This window comes from Chitinophagales bacterium (genome assembly GCA_017303415.1).
GTDB lineage: Bacteria > Bacteroidota > Bacteroidia > Chitinophagales > Chitinophagaceae > SpSt-398.
Genome location: JAFLBJ010000001.1, coordinates 2366100 through 2388401, shown reverse-complemented (window position 1 = coordinate 2388401; position 22302 = coordinate 2366100). Strand labels below are relative to the sequence as shown.

18 protein-coding genes are annotated in these 22302 nt (G+C 46.2%); 14 read left to right on the top strand and 4 right to left on the bottom strand.

Annotation, left to right across the window (positions count from 1 at the left end; all coding sequences use genetic code 11):
* Positions 1–41 precede the first annotated feature (41 nt).
* The 3 genes from plsY to J0M30_10265 all read left to right on the top strand — a co-directional run bounded on the left by plsY (position 42) and on the right by J0M30_10265 (position 2234).
* The gene (plsY, locus tag J0M30_10275; GenBank protein ID MBN8667878.1) at positions 42–692 is read left to right on the top strand and encodes a glycerol-3-phosphate 1-O-acyltransferase PlsY; all 651 of its coding nucleotides are present in this window, start codon (positions 42–44) and stop codon (positions 690–692) included.
* A 93-nt stretch (positions 693–785) separates the two neighbouring features.
* Positions 786–1595 carry a M48 family metallopeptidase gene (locus J0M30_10270; GenBank protein MBN8667877.1) on the top strand — a complete coding sequence of 270 codons (810 nt, stop codon included), beginning with the start codon at positions 786–788 and terminating at the stop codon, positions 1593–1595.
* A 198-nt stretch (positions 1596–1793) separates the two neighbouring features.
* Entirely contained in the window at positions 1794–2234 is a 441-nt protein-coding gene (locus J0M30_10265) for a hypothetical protein (protein ID MBN8667876.1), read from the top strand.
* Between the two features lie 56 nt (positions 2235–2290).
* On the opposite strand, the gene dnaG is transcribed toward J0M30_10265, so the two are convergent.
* Positions 2291–4324 carry a DNA primase gene (dnaG, locus tag J0M30_10260; protein ID MBN8667875.1) on the bottom strand — a complete coding sequence of 678 codons (2034 nt, stop codon included), beginning with the start codon at positions 4322–4324 and terminating at the stop codon, positions 2291–2293.
* Positions 4325–4431: 107 nt separating this feature from the next.
* Between dnaG and J0M30_10255 the strand changes: the two genes are divergently transcribed.
* The 11 genes from J0M30_10255 (at position 4432) to J0M30_10205 (ending at position 18293) form a co-directional block, all read left to right on the top strand.
* Positions 4432–5334: a hypothetical protein gene (locus J0M30_10255; GenBank protein ID MBN8667874.1), complete on the top strand. Its 903-nt coding sequence runs from the start codon at positions 4432–4434 to the stop codon at positions 5332–5334.
* 151 nt (positions 5335–5485) lie between these two features.
* Entirely contained in the window at positions 5486–6043 is a 558-nt protein-coding gene (locus tag J0M30_10250; GenBank protein ID MBN8667873.1) for a hypothetical protein, read from the top strand.
* Positions 6040–6819 carry a hypothetical protein gene (locus J0M30_10245; protein ID MBN8667872.1) on the top strand — a complete coding sequence of 260 codons (780 nt, stop codon included), beginning with the start codon at positions 6040–6042 and terminating at the stop codon, positions 6817–6819. The genes J0M30_10250 and J0M30_10245 overlap by 4 nt, the downstream gene beginning before the upstream one ends.
* Before the next feature lies 1 nt (position 6820).
* Positions 6821–7504, top strand: coding sequence for a DUF3575 domain-containing protein (locus J0M30_10240; protein ID MBN8667871.1), 684 nt, complete (start codon positions 6821–6823; stop codon positions 7502–7504).
* A 152-nt stretch (positions 7505–7656) separates the two neighbouring features.
* Entirely contained in the window at positions 7657–8037 is a 381-nt protein-coding gene (locus J0M30_10235; GenBank protein ID MBN8667870.1) for a hypothetical protein, read from the top strand.
* A 111-nt stretch (positions 8038–8148) separates the two neighbouring features.
* Entirely contained in the window at positions 8149–10284 is a 2136-nt protein-coding gene (locus tag J0M30_10230) for an elongation factor G (protein MBN8667869.1), read from the top strand.
* A gap of 240 nt (positions 10285–10524) precedes the next feature.
* Complete coding sequence (locus J0M30_10225) at positions 10525–13701, top strand: PAS domain S-box protein (GenBank protein ID MBN8667868.1); 3177 nt, start codon at positions 10525–10527, stop codon at positions 13699–13701.
* Between the two features lie 15 nt (positions 13702–13716).
* A complete protein-coding gene (locus J0M30_10220; GenBank protein MBN8667867.1) occupies positions 13717–14274 on the top strand; it encodes a GHKL domain-containing protein in 558 nt (185 codons plus the stop codon).
* The gene (locus J0M30_10215) at positions 14271–16514 is read left to right on the top strand and encodes a PAS domain S-box protein (GenBank protein MBN8667866.1); all 2244 of its coding nucleotides are present in this window, start codon (positions 14271–14273) and stop codon (positions 16512–16514) included. Before J0M30_10220 ends, J0M30_10215 begins: the two co-directional genes overlap by 4 nt.
* Positions 16515–16593: 79 nt before the next feature.
* Positions 16594–17343 carry a hypothetical protein gene (locus J0M30_10210; protein ID MBN8667865.1) on the top strand — a complete coding sequence of 250 codons (750 nt, stop codon included), beginning with the start codon at positions 16594–16596 and terminating at the stop codon, positions 17341–17343.
* Positions 17340–18293 (top strand): leucine-rich repeat domain-containing protein, encoded by a 954-nt coding sequence (locus tag J0M30_10205; protein MBN8667864.1) that lies wholly within the window; start codon positions 17340–17342, stop codon positions 18291–18293. The genes J0M30_10210 and J0M30_10205 overlap by 4 nt, the downstream gene beginning before the upstream one ends.
* Before the next feature lie 6 nt (positions 18294–18299).
* On the opposite strand, the gene J0M30_10200 is transcribed toward J0M30_10205, so the two are convergent.
* From J0M30_10200 to J0M30_10190, 3 genes are all read right to left on the bottom strand, one after another.
* On the bottom strand, positions 18300–19712 hold the full coding sequence (locus J0M30_10200) for a Gfo/Idh/MocA family oxidoreductase (GenBank protein MBN8667863.1): 1413 nt from the start codon (positions 19710–19712) through the stop codon (positions 18300–18302).
* A gap of 78 nt (positions 19713–19790) precedes the next feature.
* Positions 19791–20453, bottom strand: a complete 663-nt coding sequence (locus J0M30_10195) for a gluconate 2-dehydrogenase subunit 3 family protein (GenBank protein ID MBN8667862.1) — start codon at positions 20451–20453, stop codon at positions 19791–19793.
* Positions 20454–20481: 28 nt separating this feature from the next.
* Entirely contained in the window at positions 20482–22224 is a 1743-nt protein-coding gene (locus J0M30_10190; protein ID MBN8667861.1) for a GMC family oxidoreductase, read from the bottom strand.
* Between the last annotated feature and the right edge of the window lie 78 nt (positions 22225–22302).

Genomic DNA, 22302 nt, shown 5'->3' with positions numbered 1-22302 from the left:
AAATCGTTATCTTTGTGTTCCAACTTTAACCCCAAGCTTCTATGAACGAACTGTTATTGATAGTTCTGGCATATCTGATTGGCAGCATTCCTACATCGGTCTGGGTGAGTAAACACTTTTTTGGCGTTGACATCAGGGACTATGGAAGCGGTAATGCCGGTGCCACCAATACTTATCGCGTCCTTGGACCTTGCTGGGGGACATTTGTGATGATCGTTGATATGTTGAAGGGGATCGTAGCTGTCAGGCTCGCCTTTCTTTTACCTTTTTATATTGGCCACGAAACGCAAATGACCAACCTGCAAATTGGCCTTGGACTGGCTGCTGTTGTAGGGCATATCTTCCCCATCTGGGCAGAATTTAAAGGGGGCAAAGGGGTAGCCACCATATTTGGACTTGTATTAGGCATATCTCCATTGACCGCTGTAAGTTGCGTCGGGGTCTTTTTATTGGTCTTATACCTCACCCGATTTGTTTCCTTAAGCTCCATTCTCGCCAGTATCGCTTTCCCGATTTTTATCCTGGTGATCTTTAATGTAGACAATGACTTCTACCGGATCTTTGCGGTGGCTGTCAGTCTCATGGTACTGGTCACCCACCAAAAGAATATCGGCCGTCTGCTCCGTGGCAGCGAAAGCAAGGTTCCCATCCTCAAACATCGTGACCGCCGCCGGGAACGCCGCAGACCCTGATCCACTTAAAAAATCGTACCTTACTGCAACCTTAATTACGTGCAGCTCATCTGGTTTGGTACAATCATTGTTTGATCTATTCTAAAAATAATCATCGTGAAAAAGCTTATCCTTCCTTTGCTCGCCCTAATTGTTTTTTCCTGTTCTAAAAATGCACTTACCGGAAAAAGCCAGTTCACGCTGCTTCCCGAAACGGAATTGCAGACCATGGCCACAACTGAATACACTCAATTCCTATCAGCCAATAAAGTTGTTGCCACGAATATGAGTAAAGATGCCGATATGGTGAAAAGGGTAGGGCAACGCATTACCAAAGCCGTGGAAGAATATTATGCCTCCAAAAACATGAGCGATAAACTCACCGGTTTCAAATGGGAATACAATCTGGTCAACGACCCCGCAGTCAATGCCTGGTGTATGCCGGGGGGAAAGATCGTCGTTTATACCGGTTTACTCCCGATCACACAAAACGAAGCAGCCCTGGCAGTAGTTATGGGACATGAAGTTTCCCATGCCCTTTTACAACATGGAAACCAACGTATGAGCCAGCAGATCGGGGCACAGGCCGTTCAAATGGGTTTGCAGGTGGCCTTATCCAGTAAGCCCGCCGAAACACAAAACGCATTCCTGACCGCTTTTGGCATAGGTGCCCAGGTCGGTGTCATGCTTCCCTTTTCGCGCAAGCATGAATTGGAAGCCGATCATTGGGGATTGAATTTCGCCGCCATGGCTGGTTATAATCCCCAGGAAGCCATTCCCTTGTGGCAAAGGATGGAAAAAGCAGGCGGTGGCCAGAAACCACCTGAATTTCTGAGCACCCACCCCAGTGAGGGCAAGCGGATCGAACAGCTTCAGAAGTATATGGAAGAAGCCCTAAGTTATTATAAGCCAGTACAGAAATAAAAGACATCTATATCACTAAAAAATTGATTTCAGTTAAGCATATCCCTTTAAATCAGGCATTTAAAGGGATATTTCTTTTTAAAATATAAGAACTCCGGTATTTATTTTGTATTTTTGCAGCCTGTTTGCGAGTCCGCTACCTACCCCATAACTATTACTGGATTGTATCGGAAACCCCTTAAAACCCCTTAATAAGGTATGTCACAAACGATTTTTGAAAAGTTGGATCTGGCTGACGAAAAAAATCTTCTGATCCAGGGTTTACCTTCCTCCATTGAGAAACAGTTTTGCAAGCTTTCTTTCGCTAAAAACGTGACCCCGCTGCTGAAAAGCCGGAAGATCGATTTTGCGTTATTGTTTGCCGTAAACGAATCTCAGCTTAACAGCATTCTGAAAGAGGTAATGCCTGCATTGAAGAGTGATTCCAAGCTTTGGATCGCTTCACCAAAGTCTTCTTCCAAGATCGTTACCGATCTGAACCGCAGCTGCAGCTGGGACAAGCTGACGACCGCCGGTTATTCCTGTGGAGAAGAAGTGGTGCTCGACCATGTATGGAGTGCTACCCGGTTTGACAAACCCGGGCGTTCAGTTTCCGTCAGGATGCGCAATGCCGAGCCGGCAGCCGCCATCGAAGCCTGATTTTAAATTATTAGTAAGTAACCGGACCCGCGAAGGAAATACCTATCGCGGGTTCTTCATTTTAAGATCACCGTACCCATTTTCCGGGTCAGTTCCTGCTCCATTTGCTTAAGGTGCTCGTGAGCCCGGTGTATGCTGAGGTATTCTTCGGGAGTATGAGGCTTTTCCAGGTCTTCCTGGTTTTGTACCAGCAGGCGACGGATCTTTTTAAGCTTAAGGTAGTTAAGGGCAGAATCAACAGCCTCGAGGGTCCTGTCTTCCTGGATCTTCAGGTATTGTTGCAATTCCTTTTCATTTCCCACACCAACGGTACGGATAAAATCCTCATACCGCTGCTCAAACAATTGACGCTGGTAACCGGTGGATTGACTGTGCTCCTGCTTCCAGTGTTCACTTTCCTCATAGGGAAAATTAAGCAGGGAAACCGCAAAGGAACTCAGCTTCAGGTCCGGGTGATAGATAAAATGGCTTTTGTCCGGTATTTCCCTGCCTTTGTCTACATAGTCACGAAACTCACGCATCAAGTGCAGGACTTCTGGGTTATCAAAGAGTTCCTCGTCATTCATTTCCGTAAGCAGGTAATGGGCTACGGTATCCCGGTTCTCCATCATCCGTTTTCCGAATTCAAGCAATACCCGTGCAAATTCTTTTTCCTGAAGGTCATCCCGAAACAACAGGTTAAAAGTGGCATCATCATAATTTCCGGGCTCCCTGACCTGACCAGGCAGGGCTGTATCCAACCTTTCCTCGTTGGCCTGTTTCCGTTCCATGGCGTTCACCCGTTCGCGGATGAACTTATTTACGAGGGCGTGCAGCCCTGCTTCTTCGATCTTAAGCAGGTTGGCGCATTGCTGAATATAATCCTGCTGCTTGGTAAAATCTTCCGTTTTATTGATCCGGGATATGGTCTCAGCCACCTGGTTGACCAGGGCGGCCTTCTTGGTGCTGTCATCACCGGTATCCCGTAGGGCAAGGTCTACCTGAAAAAGGATCACATCCTTTTTATGTTGGTTGACATAGGCGGTAAAAGCTGCCGCCCCTACAGCATTGACATAGCTATCCGGATCTTCTTTATCGGGTAAGAGTACCAGCTTCACATTCAGTCCCTCTTCCAGGGCCAGGTCAAGTCCACGCAAAGCGGCCTTGATACCCGCCGCATCACCATCGTAGAGGATCGTCAGGTTGTTGGTATATTTTCGGATCAACCTTAATTGGTCCACCGTGAGCGAGGTACCCCCGCTGGCAACCACATTCTCAATCCCCGCCTGGTGTAAGGAGATCACATCGGTGTACCCTTCCACCAATAAGCACTCATCCGCTTTATCTATGGCCGGTCGGGCCTGGTATGACCCGTAAAGGATCTTACTCTTAACATAGATCTCATTCTCCGGAGTGTTGATGTATTTAGGGGCCCTGTCGGAGGTCTTTAAAATACGAGCGCCAAATCCCAATACCTTACCACTATGATTATGCACCGGGAATATCACCCGGCCCCGGTAATTGTCCAGGTATTGTTCATTTCGGAAGACCACCAACCCCGACTTCACCAGGAGCTCGGGGTTATACTTGGCTTTGAGGGCCTCACTGGCAAAGGCATCCCGTTGCTCGGGGTCATAACCCAATTGAAATTTCCGGATCGTTTCTTCCCGAAACCCCCGTTCCCTGAAATAACTCAGCCCGATATCCTGCCCTTCTTCAGATTCAAAGAGGATACGGGTAAAAAATTGCTGCGCAAATTGGTTGATGATGTACAGGCTGTCGGCCACCTGCATCTGCTGCCGTTGTTCATCCGAAGCAAAGGTCTCCTCGATCTCGATCCCATACCTTGTGGCGAGCCAGCGTAAGGCCTCGACATAGCTGTATTTCTCGTGCTCCATCACAAAGCTGATGGTATTGCCACTGCGGCCGCAACCAAAGCACTTATAGATCTCTTTGCTTGGCGAAACGGTAAAGGATGGCGTCCTTTCATTGTGAAAAGGACATAGTCCGAGATAATTAGCACCCCGTTTTTTCAATTTCACAAATCCCCCGACAACATCAATGATGTCGATGCGGTTCAATATTTCCTGTATGGAATTTTGGGAGATCATGGGGGACTGCGAATATAGGCAAACTGCCCTATTCCTATAAGCAATAACTAATTGGGGCCTTCGTTAAACCTACTATTCCAAATCCAGTCTATTTGAAAACTTTTTTTATGAAAGCAGCCCGTTTCGTACTCTCTATGACCCTTACCACCTTATTGGGCCTGAATGCCTTGGCCCAGGAGACAGACCGCCCGGATTCCACCGGAACCCCAGGCGATCAGTTCAGCCTTGAAGGAGCCCTCGCCATGTTCCAAAAGGCAGGTTCCCCTGAGGAATTTGAAAAATTGATCAATACATCGGATAATAATGTCAATAACCTGGACCTGAATGGGGATGGGGAAGTGGATTATATCCGGGTAGTAGATAAATCGGAAAAAGATATGCATGCTCTGGTACTACAGGTACCTGTTTCAGAAAATGAAAGCCAGGACATTGCCGTGATCGAGATCGAAAAGACCGGAGATACCTCCGCCGTCCTGCAAATCATTGGGGATGAAGAAATTTTTGGAGAAGAATTGATCGTGGAACCCAATGGGGGAGATGAGGTTGAAGAAGATGGAAAGGGCCCCTATGCGGTATCGGGATTGTACACACCTGCACGGGTTGTGGTCAATGTTTGGTTCTGGCCTTCTGTCAGGTTTATGTACGGACCTGTTTACCGGCCCTGGATCTCTCCCTGGCGTTGGCATTATTACCCCACCTGGTACCGGCCCTGGAGACCCTTTGCCTGGTCTGTTTGGCACCCCCGCCGGGTCTTCCATCATCGTCATTTCGTGGTAGTCCGCACCCATCGTGTTGCCCGCTGTCATGCCTTTTACCGCCCTGTCCGGGTCAGCTCGGTCTACGTGCGTACCCGGCACGCTACCGCTGTTAACCATTACCGTGTGACCCGTACCCGTACCACGGTTACAGGACCGCGTGGAAATAAAGCCGTTAAAACCACCACCACCGTTCGTGGAAGGGGTGGTAAAGTAAAAGCCCAAAGAACAACTGTAAGGAAGAAAAGAGGATAATATCTGAGGATCGAAGTTTGATGACGGAGGACGGATGACCGATGACAGAATTGTATAACAACTGTCATCATTCATCTGTCCTCCGTCATCTTTTTTTCATCCCTCATTAAACCTCTCCCTATATTTGAGGTCACAGCCTCAAACCTGCTTTATGACGAAAAGGCCATTACCTTTCCTTTACTCCCTATGTATCGTTTTTTCCATCATTTCCTGCGACCCTGTTGACTCCGGACCACCCAGACAAGTGGAAGGTTATGTACCGGTATATGCCACCAACCTGGCTGAACTAAAGACGATTACGTCCACTGCACCACGTACGATCATCAATGGGGGCAAATTATACACTACGGGTAGCCTCTTGTTTCAAGTTGAACTTGATTCCGGTATCCACGTAATCAACTATGCTGATCCGCAAAACCCCCGGAAACTGGCATTTATCAAATCCTTTTTATGTAAAGAGGTAACCGAAAAGAGCGGGTTTCTTTATACCAACAACCTGGCTGATCTGGTGGTGATCGATATCCGGAACCTGAATGATATAAAACTTGTCAGCCGGACAGAAAATGTATTTCCTGATTTGATCACCCAAAGCCCACCTTCCAATACGGTCACTCACGAAACCACCTGGTTTGAATGCCCGCAGGAAGGGAAGGGCATTATAGTTAGCTGGAAAAAACAAACGCTCACCAACCCCCGCTGCTGGAAATGAAAAACAAACTATCCTTATTCATGACCATTTCAACCCTTTTGATACTGGTCATACCCATTTCCTGTACCAAAACAGGGGAATCGCTGGCGGCCAATCCAACGGGTGCAGGGGGTTCAACGGCCCGATTTACCATTGCTGGTAATTTTCTGTATGTAGTGGACCATACCAGCCTGAAATCATTTGAAATTACCGATCCCAACCGGCCTGTGTATAAGGATATAACAGAGGTAGGTTTGAATATCGAAACGATCTTCCCGTACCAGGATAAACTTTTTATCGGGTCTTCCTCCTCCATGTATATCTATTCTTTACAAGATCCAGCAAGGCCCCAACGACTTTCCAAATCAGATTATACGCTGTCGATGGCTTGTGACCCCATCTATGTAAAAGACTCCGTTGCTTATGCAGCACTTCGTGTTCAACTTACAGGTCCCTGTAGCGGCAGGGGTGGGTTGGGTAATTCGGCCTTACAGGTATATGATATTAAAAACCCGGCCCTGCCAGTCTTAAAAAATGTGATGAACCTTTACTCCCCCCAAGGGCTTGGTGTAAAAGACAGTGCGCTATATGTATGTGAAAGAGAGCAAGGCCTGCATATTTTTAATGTTACTCAACCCTACAATCCGATAGACCTGGGATTGATCACAGGTGAAACCTTTTATGATGTCATTCCCTATGGGAATATTTTGATCGCGCAGGTTGCAGGCGGGTTTAGGTTGTATGATATTGGCACCAATCCTTTACAACCTCAGTTAGTCTCGTCTCTACAAAATTAGTATGACGCCAAAATTTATTGCCTTAATGCTTTGTTGGCTGATGATGTGTACGCTTCAAACCAACGGACAAGGATTATTTCAAAAAGGGGATTGGACGATTCGTTTTCATCCACTTGGATTGATCGATGCAGATGCGGGAATCAATGCCGGGGCAGGTTATCGTTTTGCTCCCCGATGGACTGTGATAGGGGAGGCTGGGTATTTGTTTTTGGACCCTTACCAACGTTTAGGTTATGGGGAAAATTTGCGTGGATGGAAATGGCGCCAGGAAATCAGATATCATACAAACCGTTTTTTATTTGGATTAAGGCGCACTTTTCATGCGTTCGACCTTTTATATAAACAGGTTCAGTACCGGAAGGAAACCACAGTTGGGGTAAACTGCATTCAGGGAAACTGCGCTTACTATATGTTGGTGAATTATAAGGAAGTAAAGAAGGAATTGGGCATAGCCCTAAAGGGAGGATTCGAAGTTCCCCTCTCCCGAAATGGCGGTCCTGTATCTTTGGAATTATATGCAGGATTGGGTGTAAAATTCCATCAATTCAAGGCAAAAGGAATACCTCCAACTACCATACCTGTCTTTGGTACGGATGACGAACGACTCCCCTGGGAATCCGAAGGTGTACCTTCTCCTTATCTTCCCGGTGGGATCAAAATTGTATATAAACTTTCCGTCAGGTGAGCTTCTGATATTGGTCATGTGCATAAAAATCACTTGTTTTTACTGAAATAGGGGTGTAAATTAGATCATATCAATCCGACCAGGGAAATCAACGAAAGAGTAATTGACGATTTGGACGAAAACCTATTTTCTTCATTTCTAAATCAAATCCCATGGTGCAAACAGACATCTCGCTTATGACCAGGGAATGCAGTGACTGGAGGGCTTCACTTCGTTCCCAACGCGAACAGATCAACGGGTTCAAAAGCCAACTCCAGGAACTTGCCAACCGCCCTCTCTCCCGCGAACAACTCACCGAAGTAGAACATTACCACAACCAGTTTCACATCCAGCTCATCAACATTCACGACCTGAAACAATTGGTTAAAGCACACGACCGACGTGTTAGCTTTGAATCCGTCGCCCATCAGGGCCAGATCACAGAAGAAACACAGCAAGACCACGAATCACTCCTTGAAGAACATAACCGCCTGGAGCTTACACTCAATGAACTCCGTCAGGCCTTTACCGACTTCACTCACCGAACGCAATAGAAGACTGATAATCCGCCCAACTGATCTTTTTCACCGCATGAACTAACGGGGTTCATGGGCAAATCCCCTATTCTTTAAAAAATTTGCCACTCAACATTTAAAACTATTGCCATGCCAGAATTTGATACCTCACACGTAAAAAATATAGTCTTACTGGGCCATGCCGGTACTGGTAAGACCACCTTAGCGGAATGTATGCTGTTTGAAGCAGGGATCATCAACCGCCGCGGCACCATTGAAGAAAAGAATACTGTTGGTGACTATCATGAATTGGAACAAGAGCGAGGTAATTCGATCTTCTCCAAACTCATGCACACCAAATGGAAAGGGTATAAGATCAATATCATTGACACACCAGGATATGATGATTTTACAGGGGAAGTGATTTCCGCTCTTCGCGTAGCCGACACCGGTGTCATGCTCCTCAATGCCTCCATGGGCGTTGAAGTAGGAACCGATGTGATCTGGGAATACACCGAAAAATTTAAAACCCCAATGATCCTGGCGGTAAATAAACTCGACCAGGATAAAGCCGATTTTGATCGAACCGTTATGCAGGCCCGTGATCATTTTGGCCCTCATGTCACCGTGGTTCAATACCCCCTCAACCAGGGACTTGGATTCAACGCCATCATCGATGTACTTAAAATGACGATGTACAAGTTTCCGATGGAAGGAGGTAAACCGGAAAAACTACCCATTCCCGAAGAAGAAAAAGAACGCGCCAACAAACTACACCAGGACCTCGTTGAAGCCGTTGCTGTGAATGATGAGACCCTGATGGAACATTATCTCGAAAAAGGCGAATTGGATGAGGATGAAATGCGGGTTGGATTGAAACGCTCACTCATTAACCACGATATCTTCCCTGTGTTCTGTCTATCTGCAGTCCGCGATATGGGGAGTGGGCGCCTGATGGGTTTCATCGATAATGTATGTCCAAGTGCCAATGAAATGCCTCCCCAATTGACCTCTGCAGGGGATAAACTTGAATGTGACCCCAACGGCCCCGTCTGCTTATTCATTTATAAAACTGTTTCAGAACCCCATGTGGGCGATATGTCCTATTTCAAGGTATTCTCCGGTACACTGAAGTCCGCCATGGAATTGGTAAATGAATCCACAGGTGTTACCGAGAAATTCAACCAGCTCTTTTTAATGGAAGGGAACAAACGGGTTCCGGTCAATGAGTTGGTTGCCGGAGATATTGGTGCAACGCTTAAACTTAGAAACACGCACGTCAACAACACCTTGCATATCAAAGGCAAGAACCTGGAGCTAGACCCCATACAATTCCCCAACCCTAATCTCAGCGTGGCCATTGAACCCGCTAAAAAGGGTGACGAGGAAAAACTGGCGCAGGCACTACATCAGTTACGAGAAGAAGATCCTACGTTTCTGGTGGAAGTATCCCCTGAATTGAAACAAACCCTGGTGTATTGCCAGGGCGATATGCACCTTGCCGTAGCCCGGTGGAAGATCGAAAACCTCCATAAAGTGGAAGTTAAATTCACACGCCCACGGATACCCTACCGGGAAACCATCCGGAAAATGGCCGAAAGCATGTACCGGCATAAAAAACAGTCAGGAGGCGCCGGTCAATTTGGAGAGGTTCATATGCGGATCGAACCCTGGTATGAAGGAATGCCGGATCCAAAAGGTCTGAACGTGAGAGGACGGGATGAATATCCACTAGACTGGGGTGGTAAACTGGTATTCTACAATTGCATAGTGGGTGGCGCCATAGATACCCGCTTTTTGCCCTCGATCATGAAAGGGGTAATGGAAAAAATGCAGGAAGGTCCGTTGACCGGGTCCTATGTGCGGGACATTCGGGTATCAGTATTTGATGGGAAGATGCACCCGGTAGACAGCAATGATATCAGTTTCAAGATCGCTGGTCTGCAGGCATTCCGCTCCGCTTTCAATATGGCCGACCCTCAATTACTCGAACCCATTTACCATGTTGAAGTGCTTTGCCCGGATGACCTGACCGGATCCGTTATGGGTGACCTTCAAACCCGTCGTGCCATTGTGGAAGGCATGGATACCGAAGGACATTTCCAAAAAATCATTGCCCGTGTTCCCCTGGCGGAAATGGATGGGTATTCTTCCGCAATCCGAAGCATTACGCAGGGTCGGGCCAAATTCAAAATGCATTTTCAGGAGTACGCTCCGGTATCGTTTGAACTCCAGAAAAAACTAACCGAAGAGTACAATAAAGAAGAAAAATTGGAATTGGCCTGATACATTTTATCAAAACTGTATAGAGCCTCTCAGGAGGCTCTTTTTTTTACAGCCTTTTTTGGGAATCAGTCATCTAAGTAAAAACACTTATTTTTTGGGTAACGGTTACCGTTACCACAGGTCTTTCGTATATGAATACCTAATATTATGGTCTAAATCAGGAGATTTAAAGACCTGTATCAGTTAATCTCCGGTATTTCTTCATTTAATTGCTATTCGTAAACCACCACCAATTTCACTGTGAACTTCCTTATCACCAAACAGATCATTAAAGCGTCATTGATCACAGCGCTTTTGACGATCCTACTCGTCTTTGGGTTTTCCTTGTACCAGCAGAAACAGATTCGCAATACCTCAAATATGCTGTCACGCTCGCGGGTTGTTTTGACCACCTTGCGGAATCTGATGACAGCCTCCATGGATATTCAAAATGGGGCCCGCACTTTTGTACTAACAGGAAACGCCCAGCACTTGCTTCAAACAGAAGTAGGGAAGGACTCCATTCATCGTCAGATCGCTATCCTTCGTTCATCCATTGCCGATAACCCCAATCAACTTAAATGGATCGATTCACTGGATAAGTATGTAAAAATACGTGTTCAAAATGCAGAAATCTTGATTCGTCTTGATAAGGCGGGTCTTCATGATAGCGCGGCCAGATGGGTGGAACTTGAACAGAATTTGTCTGTCACCACACAAATAAGACGATTTGCCAGAAATATAGAGGATGAAGAAATGACCATTCTGGTCAACCGGAAAGAATTCTTTTCCACGTATATCGTCAGGTTGAACAATCTGCTATATGGTTTTCTGATTCTGGTACTGGGGTTAAGTTTGGTATTTTATTCGAGAGTGCTCAAAGGGGTAATCTTTCAGAAACAGGATCAGGATAAATTTAAATCCCTGGTAGAAGCAGCTCCGGATGCACTTATTATCTCTGGTGAGGATGGAAATATAAAAATGGTAAACTGGAGGGCGGAAGAAATTTTTGGTTACCGCCGGGAGGAAATGATTGGTAAACGAATTGAGATGCTCCTTCCCCCAACCATGCAGCGGGCCCATGAGCAATTGCGCGAAAAATACATGCGGCAGCACAACCAACGGATCAAGGAAGGAGGCAGGGAATTACCTGGAATGAGAAAAGATGGATCAATCGTCATGACAGATATCTCACTGGCTCCCATTAAAACGGATGGTGAAACACTCATGGCGGCCTCTATTCGGGATATAACGGGCCGTCTGGAGGAGCGCATGCAATTAGATTCTCTTTCCCGTCAGGTTAACCAGGCTAAAGAAGCAATTTATACTATGGGCCCCGACTTTTCGATCACCAGCTGGAATTATGGAGCACAGCGGTTGTTTGGATACACCGCGAAAGAAGTAATCGGAAGAAAAGCCACCGAATTGGTATCGTATGAACCGGAATCGGGTTGGCTGGAAACCGTTTCAAAGCACCTGGCAGATACCGGGGGGTGGACAGGTGAAGTTTACAAGATCAATAAAAACGGGAGCAAAGTTCCTGTTTTAACGTCCGTTACCAGTATTCTGAGCGAATCGGGAATGGTGACTGGATTCATTTCCGTAAGTCATGATATCAGTTTGCAGAAATCGTTGGAATATCAATTGAAGCAAAGTAATGAATCCCTTGAGGAAAAGGTCCGCATCCGGACCGATGAGATCAGGAGATCGGAACAAAAATACAGGTACCTCTTTCACCATAACCCCATACCGATGTGGGTAATTGAGGTTGGGACATTTAAATTCCTGGATGTAAATGAAATGGCCATTCAGAAATATGGCTATTCAAGGGAAGAATTCCTGTCCATGACAGCAGAGGATATTCGACCGGTCAACACCCGGGACTCCTTCCGACGCGAAAATAATCCAAATATTAAACAGCTGAATGATGGCTATCGGGGCGTATGGCAACATCAGAAGAAAGACGGCTCCCTGATCTGGGTGGAAATCATTGCGCATCATATTCAATTTGAGGGTAAAAAATCCCGTTTGATCCTCGCCAATGACATTACGGAGAAAAAGGAAGCACAAGACCTGCTTCGGTCAAATGAAATACGTTATCGGGAAACCCTGGATAATATGCTGGAAGGGATTCAGATCCTGGATTTTGAGTGGAGATATTTATACGTAAATAACGCGGTAGTTAAACAGGCCCGCCGAAAACGGGAGGAATTAATTGGTTTTTCAATATTCGATATTTATCCAAATATAGAAGATACCGAATTGCACGCTGTATTCCAACGATGTTTTGAAGATAGAACCCCGCAGCACCTGGAGAACAAATTTGTTTACCCGGATGGTACAACTTCCTGGTTTGAGTTGAGTTTCCAACCAATACCTGAAGGGGTATTCGTGCTTTCGGTGGATATTACTGAACGGGTGAATGCCATCAATGCATTGAAAGAAGAGCGGGATAAACTGGCTTCGATTGCGCTTACCTCACCCGGCCTTATCTATTCCTTCCGGTTAGAAAGGGAAAACAAGATGAGCTTTGTATACGGTAGCAATGCCTTTTTAGAAATCTTTGGATACTCCCCAGAGGTCATAAATGCCGGTTTTGAAGATTTTCTTAAAGAATCCTGTCCGGAAGACCGGCTTGAACTGGTAAATAGTATTATTAAATCAGCTAAATACCTGGAGCCTTACCAAAAAGAGTTCAGGTATCATCACCCGGTGAAGGGTCTTCGCTGGTTAAAAGCGCACTCGCTCCCAATACGGGAAAACAAACAATCTATTATCTGGCATGGAATCATAATGGATAATACGGAGAGTAAAAATCAGGAAGAAAAGATACTTGAGCAAGGGGCACAGCTTCAAACCTTAAGTAATAACCTGCCTGGTGTAATGATTTTTCAATTAATCGGGGCAACCGATGGCACCCGGGAATTTACCATGGTAAGTTCAGAAGTAACCCGGCTGACTGGACGAACTCCAGAAGAAGTAATCAAAGATCCTTCCATTTTATATGACATGATCCTGGAGGAAGACAGACCTGCTTTTATTCAGCGCGAATTGGAGTCCTATGAAAACATGACGCCTTTTAAAATCGAAGTGAGGGCTCGTTCCCAATCGCATGGGATCAGGTGGTTACTTATTGTCTCTACACCCCGGGTAATAAATGACGGTCGCATAGTATGGGATGGGTTTCACCTGGACATCACAGACCGAAAACATGCAGAAGAACGAATCAAGAACATCAATGCAGAACTGGAGGAAAAGGTAAGGATTCGAACCCGCCAATTGCAGAAAACGAATGAGGAATTGGAGTCATTTGCCTATTCAGTTTCCCATGACCTGCGTGCACCACTCCGGGGCATCAATGGATTTGCCGATATTTTACAGGAGGATTATGCCTCTCAATTGGATGATGAAGCCAAACGGATCACGCGCATCATCTAAGAGAATACCATACGGATGGGAAACCTGATCGATGATCTGCTGAGTTTCTCGCGCCTGGGCAGGCAGGAATTGGAAAAAGTACGATTTGATACCCGGGAAATGATTTATCAATTGATCGCTTCCATGGAGCAGAAAACGGAAACGAATCGTGTATCCTATGATATTCAGGAGCTTCATTCCAGCTACGGTGATATCACTTCGCTTCGGCAGGTATGGATCAACCTGATCGGTAATGCGATCAAATATTCCCGGGGAAATCCGCAGCCCACTATCCAAATCGGCGCGTATAAAGAGAATGGAGAAACCGTTTTTTATGTGAAAGATAACGGGGTTGGATTTGATATGAAATACGTCAATAAGCTATTTAAAGTCTTTCAACGCCTCCATACCACAGATGAATTTGAAGGAACCGGGGTGGGGTTGGCCATTGTTGAAAAAATAATAAATAAACATGGAGGCAGGGTATGGGCCACCAGTGCGGAAAATGCAGGTGCATGCTTTTATTTTACCCTTCCTGAATTGGATGACAAGCAACTGGAAAATATTACACCACCTAAATCTAATAGATCATGAAAGTTCCTTTAAAGGTACTTCTATTAGAAGATGATCGTCTGGATGCAGAAATGGCCATTCGCCTGCTCAAACGCTCGGGAATGGACATTGTATACCATTGGGTATCGAACAGAACCGATTATCTCGATGCCCTTAAAACTTTTTCACCTGACGTCATTCTCGCTGATAATGAACTGCCCCGGTATAGCGCTACGGAGGCCTTGGAAGATTTTAAACGCATGGATTTGCCCATTCCCTTTATCATGGTTACCGGCACTGTTTCCGAGGAGTTCGCCGTTTCCATGATCAAAAAGGGGGCCGATGATTACATTCTTAAAGACCGGCCTGAGCGCCTGCCTAATTCGATAGAATCGGCCATCAAACAACACCAGGCCGAAAAAGAAAGCCGCCTGGTTACCGAACAATTAAAAGCAAGCGAAGAAAAATACAGAACCCTGGTGGAGCAAGCTTTTGACGGGGTCCTGATCTATTCTGCTACAGGCCAAATAGTAGATGCCAATTCAAGTGCCTGTTTAAACACCGGCTATACGCTTCAGGAACTGCAAGCCATGCACATTTCTGACTTGCTAGAAGCCGAAGGACTGGCTGATCAGCCGATTGACATGAATTTGGTAAAAGATGATAAACCTGTATTTCAGCATCGTCGGATACAGGCCAAAGATGGAGGCCATATTGAAGTAGAACTGGTAATACGAAAACTCCCCGGGGGAGAATTTATGGCTGTAGGAAGGGATATTACGGACCGCATATTGGCCCATCGGCAAATTGAATTTGATCATAATAACCTTCAGTCGCTTATAAATAATACCAGAGACCTGATTTGGAGCATGGATAAGGAATGCCGGCTTATTACTTCCAATAATTCCTTTAACAGATGGGCGGAATGGTTAACCGGCGTAAAACCTTTTAAGGGATTATCCCTTTATGACCCGCAACTGGCCAACATCAATATTAAGTCATTCGAGGATTATCTTCATCGGGCCATGAAAGGGGAGGCATTCACCGTGGTGGAGCATTTCGACCTACCGGAGGATACCTGGGCTGAAATTTCTTTTTACCCTGTTTATGAGAAAGAGGAAGTCATTGGAACGGCCTGTTTCTCGCGTAACATCACAGCCATGCGCAAGTCGGCAGAAGAAATTCGCCTTCAGAATGAACGATTTGAAATGGTCACCAAGGCTACCAATGATATCATCTGGGACTGGGACCTGTTGACCGATAAGTTTTGGTGGAGCGACAACTACTACACCCATTTTGGCTATGACAGGGAAACGACACCGCTTGATTTCAGGTCATGGGATGATCGGATCCACCCGGATGATAAAGAAAGAGTTGTAAGTAGAATGTATTCATTCATTCGAAAGAATAAAGCCTATTGGAATGATGAATACCGATTTCTTAAAGCGGACGGAGATATCGCACATGTGCTGGATTGCGGATATACACTGTTTACTGGGGATGGCAAACCATTCCGAATGGTAGGGGCCATGATGGATATTACCGAACGCATTAAAGCGCAGGAGAAATTGAAAGCGATGGAACAGGAACGTCTCCAACTCAAACTACAGGAGCAAAAGAAAATTACCAGGGCTATGATCAGGGGCCAGGAGAAGGAAAGAAATGAACTTGGCAGGGAGCTACATGACAACATTAGTCAATTGCTGGCTGCCATAAAAATGAAACTGGCCTTTTCCCTTTCACATCCAGACAAATCCAACACATTTATTCAGGAGAGTTTAGAGAATATTCAAGAAGCTATCACGGAAACCAGAAACCTGTCGCACCGAATGGTCATGCCCCGGTTTGCAGAAAGCAGCCTGGGAGATGAAATGACCAATCTCCTTAGCCAATATCACAATGTGGAAAGGAAAACAAACCTGAAGATCGAAGGAGTGCTGGAACAGGAAATACCTGCATTGGTTAAGGAAACACTTTACCGTATCGCTCAGGAACAACTGCACAACATTGATAAATACGCTAAGGCCTCGGAGATTAATTTACAGATAAAGGCCTTCGAAGGATTTATCAGTATGCGGATCGAAGACAATGGGGTAGGGTTCGATACCACGCATAAACGAAATGGAATCGGACTAACCAATGTACATAACCGCGCTGAATCCTATAATGGCACCGCCCTTGTGCTGTCCGAACCGGGAAAAGGTTGCCAGCTGCTGGTGGAGATACCCATCACTCCCCATGTTTTGGAGGATGTGGAGGTTCCATCCAATGGGAAAGGGTAAATGGACTTATTCCAGGGTTTAAACCTTGCTCAATAAATACGATCAAAGTTCCGTTAATACCCGAAAATCCCTGTACCTCGTGAACCGGACCTTGATAACCATGATCTTATTCCTGCTCGCGGCCGGATTACTATCCTTCCGGATGGAAAGCCTGCCCTCCGGCGAACCCGTTTCAGCGGTACAGCAACGTCTTTTTGAACTGGCTAAAGGCCATGATCACCCACCCATGAATGAGGTAGGTGGCAGGACAGTGGTCAATTTCTGGCAATTACCCGATTCTCAAAAAAACTGTGGCGGCCTTTGCTTCAAGATCGCAAAGGAACGGGTCAATAAGGCCTTTCAACAAGTTACCGGAAAAGGATTGTATGAATGGCTGCCCTCCACTATGGCTACAGCCTATCTTTCCCCTCGCCAGGTATTTGACTGGACCTGGAATATCAATTCACAAGACAATGAGATATGGAGAAGTATTCCCAACATCCGTGCAACCGGTAGTGCCGGGGCCTTGCAGATGGCCAAATTAGGAACCATCAAAGATGAGAAGATGATCTGGAAAGGAGAATTAAAACCCGGTGCGGTTGTCCAGACCTTTGTATATGCCTCCGATTTCATGAAAGTGCTAAAAGGCATCAATAACCCTTCCGAAGAAAACAACCTGAGCAGTTATGGCCATTCCTTTATCTTCCTGGAATATGTGCGGGATGAAAATGAGGAGATCATAGGAATGCGTGTAGCCGATCAGGGCTTTTTAAATAATGTAGTGGTCACCCAGGAGGATTTTCAATCCTGGTGGGGGGCCAATATCCTTGATCCTGCAACCAACCCATGAAAAAAAATTGGACCATAGTATCCTTCTTTTTGCTTTTGGCAAATTCCCTGCTGGCACAACCGCAGAAGGGATACTTCAACGACCTTAAAGCGGCATTGGCCGATCCGCAAGCGGTGGAATTCCTCAACCTTTCCTCATCTGGACTGACTGAATTTCCCACAGGCATTGAACAGATGACCGCACTGAAAAAACTGGATCTGGGTGACAATGAGATTTCCGTCATACCTGAATTCCTCGGATCGCTTTCACAACTAACCTATTTGCGGCTCGACAATAATCCGATAAAACAATTTCCAAAGAGTATTACAAAGCTTTCCAAATTAGAAGTGCTTTCAGCCCGGGGTATCCAGCTCGAAGCATGGCCGGTCAATTTGGGAGAATGGAAAAGTCTGGCACAATTGGACCTGCAGGGAAGTACCCTTGCCGTTGTTCCGGATGAAATCGGTGATATTTCCAACCTGCGTTGGCTTGACCTTTCATTCAATCAGCTGCGCACACTTCCAGCCGGCATAGGACGCCTGCGGCAACTACACACCCTGATGGTTGTAAGCAATGAATTGAATGACCTTCCGGATGAATTATCGGGAATGCAAAAGCTGCAAACCCTCCAATTGGCCATGAACCGTTTTGAGAAATTGCCCGTTGTCGTTTTCAGGATCCGTCAATTACGAAGATTGGGAGTTGAGTACAACCGGATCCGTTTACTCGATAAACGATTGGGTGATTTGCAGGATCTGGAATCCATCAACCTGGGCAATAACCAATTGGAAGAATTACCCCTGGAACCTCTCCGTAAACTGAAAAGACTTAAAAGTATCCAGGTAGGAGGGAACAGGTTTAGTAAAGGATATATGAGCCGTTTACGAAAAGCCTTCGGTGCCCGATTGGCCCATCGGGCGGATGAGATCAATCGCAAGACGGAAGCGTTTAGAAACAGGCGGGATAATTGATCCTTGTTATAAAGACCAGCCTTCCCGGTATTCCCTTTTCACAAACTGATTGGCTTCATCAAAATTCGTGATGCGCATATTTTTGGCATCCCAGATCAGTTTTTTGCGCCCAAGATATTTATCTTCCCAACCTTTCAGTTTTGGATTTTTCAACATCCAGCTACGGATGGCCAGGTTTCCAATCAAAATACTTTCGGTAAATGGCCCTGCAAATTCAAAGGGCGAACTGGTTTCCATTTTGCCATACCCCGCGATACAGGCATTGACCCATTGCAGGTAATGGCCTTCTTTAACACGGGGAATTGTTTCCCCGGGAAGATTGGTCTCCTTCATCAACTTCGTGGGCAATAACCGGGGATTGGCACCGTAACAATCCATCAGCAACTTTCCTTTTGACCCGATCAGCAACACACCACCATCCCAGTTGCCAAAAGCCTCTTCGGGCAATAATTCATCCGGACGCTGTGGCAGCAGACCACCATCATACCAGGATACTTTGATATTTCCCTTTCCATCAGTACGCGGATAATTCAGGTGAATAATCGAAGAAGGCGGACAGGCATCCAGGTTCTGGGTGTCATTCCACATTTCTCTCCATACTGTTGCAACGGAGCATTCTACTGAATCAGGATATAAAATAGGTAAAATGCGATAGATAGGGTCCATGATATGACAGGCCATATCGCCCAACGCACCGGTACCATAGGCCCACCAACCCCTCCAGTTAAAAGGGAGATAAGCCGGATTGTAGTCAATAGACTTGGCTGGTCCCTGCCAGAGATCCCAGTTCAGTTCTGCAGGTATATCATATTTCCCGGTAGGGGTGGGGATGCCCTGAGGCCATACCGGGCGGTTGGTCCAGGCCAATGCGGTATGCACATCGCCTATTAAACCTGCATTCACCAATTCCTTACTTCTCCGTACCCCATCACCCGAAGCTCCCTGGTTGCCCATCTGGGTTACTACCTTGTATTTTTTGGCAGCTTCCGTAAGCATCCGGGCTTCGTAAATATCATGGGTAAGCGGCTTTTGGGTGTACACATGTTTTCCCAATTGCATGGCCGCGATCGTAGCCACGGCATGCGTATTATCCGGCGTGGATACCGAAACAGCATCAATATTCTTATGCTCTTTTGCCAGCATCTCCCTGAAATCTTTGTAATAAGGAGCATTGCTGAATTTCTTACGCGAGGCCACTGCCTGACGGTCATCTACATCACAAAGGGCCACCACATTTACGTGTGGACTCTTGGCAAACTCAGCGAGGTCGCTTTGCCCTTTTCCTCCTGCTCCAATTCCGGCAATATTAAGTTTATCGCTGGGGGCGATATATCCTTTACCCAGCACATGGCGGGGGACGATCATAAACCCGGCAGCAGCCAGGGAGGTTTGTTGTATGAATTTGCGACGGGATGACATGGTTATTTAAGTAATTTAATTAGTTGATAATTTGTAAAAGGGGAGGGCCTGAATTATAAAAAATGAAAAAAGAAATGATCAATCATATTTGACACATTCCTGGTTTTCCTTATCGGTGTAACTCAAACCATATTGCTTGAGTACATCATAGGGTACACCATTCCATTTGTTAGGTGTGTTGCCCACGTACCCTACATCTTTTACACCGATCTCCGAGGTATAAAAACCAGTGGCAGTAAGATTGCGCATTAGGGTAAAAAAAGAGGCCCCCTGTTCAAAACCAGGTTTAACATTATTTGGATACGCTATGGCTTCTACCACTTTCATTTGATCGGCACTGGAACAGGCGCTAAACGGTTTACCATATTCCTTCAGGCAATGAACATCCAACCAGCGAAGCCCACCCCGCATCGGGTTTTGATGTGAGGGCATATCCTTTACAATGAATTCAATGAAGTCGGGTACTTTGGCATCCGTGGCACTGCCACTCACCTCATCTTTTGGAATGATGATATCAGCCAGGATGCCGATGGTCACCATTTCTTCCGGAGTAAAGAAAGTCTCCCGCATAAGCTTGCTGTCCCTTTCCTGTTCTTCCGGTGCACGGTCAAGATTGAATTTGATGTCATCGGGATTTCCCGCCGTTGCAGGTGATCCGTCTTTGTCATTACAACCTGCCAGCAGTGATCCCCCGGCGATCGCGCCGGTGGCTAACAAACGTAGGGATTCTCTTCTGTCCATAGGTTTTCGTTAAAGGCTGATGCCTGATTTATAAACTGCGTTTTTTCATTTGATCAATGATATACTCACAGGCCCGCATACTCAATGCCAGAATCGTCCAGGTGATATTCTTGTCTGCCTGTGAGGTAAAGGCTGCACCATCCACCACAAACAGGTTTTTGCAATCATGCGCCTGATTCCAGCCATTAAGCGCCGAAGTTTTGGGGTTGCTGCCCATACGTGCGGTTCCAGCCTCATGGATGATCTCACCCGGTTTGGAAATTCCCCAGTCATTCTCCGGGCCATCTGTATCACCCCAGGTGATGACAGCACCCATGGCATCCATGATCTCTTTAAAGGTCTCCTTCATGTGCCGGGCCTGTTTGATCTCATGTTCGCTCCATTTTACATGAAAACGCAAAACGGGGATACCATAACGGTCAACCACATTGGGATCAATTTCGCAATAATTATCCGCGGTGGGAATAGCTTCACCCCGGCCCGCCATACCTACACCAGCACCATAGAAATAACGATAATCTTCTTTAAGTGATTTACCATATCCACCTGCCTGTTTTTGCACCCCATTTACTTTATACTTGCCATTGAGGCCATGAATATCCCAACCAAAACCATAGGCGGGCTGGCTCATGCCTCCCCAATATTCAATATGATATCCACGGGGAAAATCCAATTTCTTATTGTCCAACCACCAGGGAGAATACACGTGCATACCTCCCACACCATCTTCATTATAACGTTTACGTCCCAGCAGATCGGGAAGGATGCCACCCATAGCAGCACCGGTGGAATCATGCAGGTATTTCCCTACCACACCACTTGAATTAACAATGCCATTGGGATGACGAGGTGATTTGGAGTTGAGCATGATCCGTGAGGTTTCGCAGGCACTGGCGGCCAGTATCACCGTACGCCCCGTTACCTGGTACTCCTGCATGTCTGCTTTGTTGATATAGGAAACCCCGGTGGCCAGTCCTTCCTTGTCGGTAAGTACTTCACGCACCATGGCTTCTGTTACCACATCGATATTGCCCGTTTTTAAGGCGGGATTGATCAGTACATTCGAAGAGGAGAAATCCGCTTTGGCAATGCTGCAATTGCGGCTGCACTGCGAACAGTAGAAACATTCACCCCGGTCTTCATTGATCTTTTTAGTTAGAATAGAAAGTCGGGAGGGAATGACTTTCACACCGGCTTTTTGTGCCGCATTCTTAATAAACAATTCATGGAGACGGGGTTTGGGAGGGGGCAGGAAAAAACCGTCAGGGTCATTTTCCAATCCTTCATTGGTGCCAAAAACCCCGATCAACTTATCCACCCGGTCATAATACGGCTTTACATCTTCATACCCAATTGGCCAATCGTCACCCAGTCCATCGATACTTCTTCGTTTAAAATCCTTTGGACCAAATCGCAGGGAGATACGCCCCCAGTGGTTGGTACGACCACCCACCATACGGGCACGCCACCAATCCCATTGTGTTCCATCTTTTTTGGTATAAGGTTCCCCATCCAGGTCCCAACCTCCATAACAGGCATCAAAATCACCAAACGGCCTGTATTTGGTGGAAGCACCCCGGCGGGGTGAATCCCAGGGGTTCTTTAATTGGGTAATATTTTTTTGGGGATCATAGGCATGCCCTGCTTCAAGCAAACAAACCTTTAATCCGGCATTGGCAAGTGTATAAGCGGCCATACCACCACCGGCTCCAGACCCAACAATGACGGCGTCGTATGACTTTGGCGTTTTCTTTATTTGGAGATCTCCCATGTTATGTTAATAAGTGGTGGTGAATTTACAGAAAAACGATAATAAAAAATCGCAAATCAACAATTCCTGTATGCCTAT

Excerpts from the sequence above, each read along its gene's own strand:
- J0M30_10195 (MBN8667862.1), bottom strand. The coding sequence starts at position 20,453 with ATGGACAGAAGAGAATCCCTACGTTTGTTAGCCACCGGCGCGATCGCC.
- J0M30_10205 (MBN8667864.1), top strand. The coding sequence starts at position 17,340 with ATGAAAAAAAATTGGACCATAGTATCCTTCTTTTTGCTTTTGGCAAAT.
- J0M30_10255 (MBN8667874.1), top strand. The coding sequence starts at position 4,432 with ATGAAAGCAGCCCGTTTCGTACTCTCTATGACCCTTACCACCTTATTG.
- J0M30_10240 (MBN8667871.1), top strand. The coding sequence starts at position 6,821 with ATGACGCCAAAATTTATTGCCTTAATGCTTTGTTGGCTGATGATGTGT.
- J0M30_10250 (MBN8667873.1), top strand. The coding sequence starts at position 5,486 with ATGACGAAAAGGCCATTACCTTTCCTTTACTCCCTATGTATCGTTTTT.
- J0M30_10220 (MBN8667867.1), top strand. The coding sequence starts at position 13,717 with ATGGGAAACCTGATCGATGATCTGCTGAGTTTCTCGCGCCTGGGCAGG.
- dnaG (MBN8667875.1), bottom strand. The coding sequence starts at position 4,324 with ATGATCTCCCAAAATTCCATACAGGAAATATTGAACCGCATCGACATC.
- J0M30_10235 (MBN8667870.1), top strand. The coding sequence starts at position 7,657 with ATGGTGCAAACAGACATCTCGCTTATGACCAGGGAATGCAGTGACTGG.
- J0M30_10245 (MBN8667872.1), top strand. The coding sequence starts at position 6,040 with ATGAAAAACAAACTATCCTTATTCATGACCATTTCAACCCTTTTGATA.
- J0M30_10265 (MBN8667876.1), top strand. The coding sequence starts at position 1,794 with ATGTCACAAACGATTTTTGAAAAGTTGGATCTGGCTGACGAAAAAAAT.
- plsY (MBN8667878.1), top strand. The coding sequence starts at position 42 with ATGAACGAACTGTTATTGATAGTTCTGGCATATCTGATTGGCAGCATT.
- J0M30_10230 (MBN8667869.1), top strand. The coding sequence starts at position 8,149 with ATGCCAGAATTTGATACCTCACACGTAAAAAATATAGTCTTACTGGGC.
- J0M30_10190 (MBN8667861.1), bottom strand. The coding sequence starts at position 22,224 with ATGGGAGATCTCCAAATAAAGAAAACGCCAAAGTCATACGACGCCGTC.
- J0M30_10200 (MBN8667863.1), bottom strand. The coding sequence starts at position 19,712 with ATGTCATCCCGTCGCAAATTCATACAACAAACCTCCCTGGCTGCTGCC.
- J0M30_10215 (MBN8667866.1), top strand. The coding sequence starts at position 14,271 with ATGAAAGTTCCTTTAAAGGTACTTCTATTAGAAGATGATCGTCTGGAT.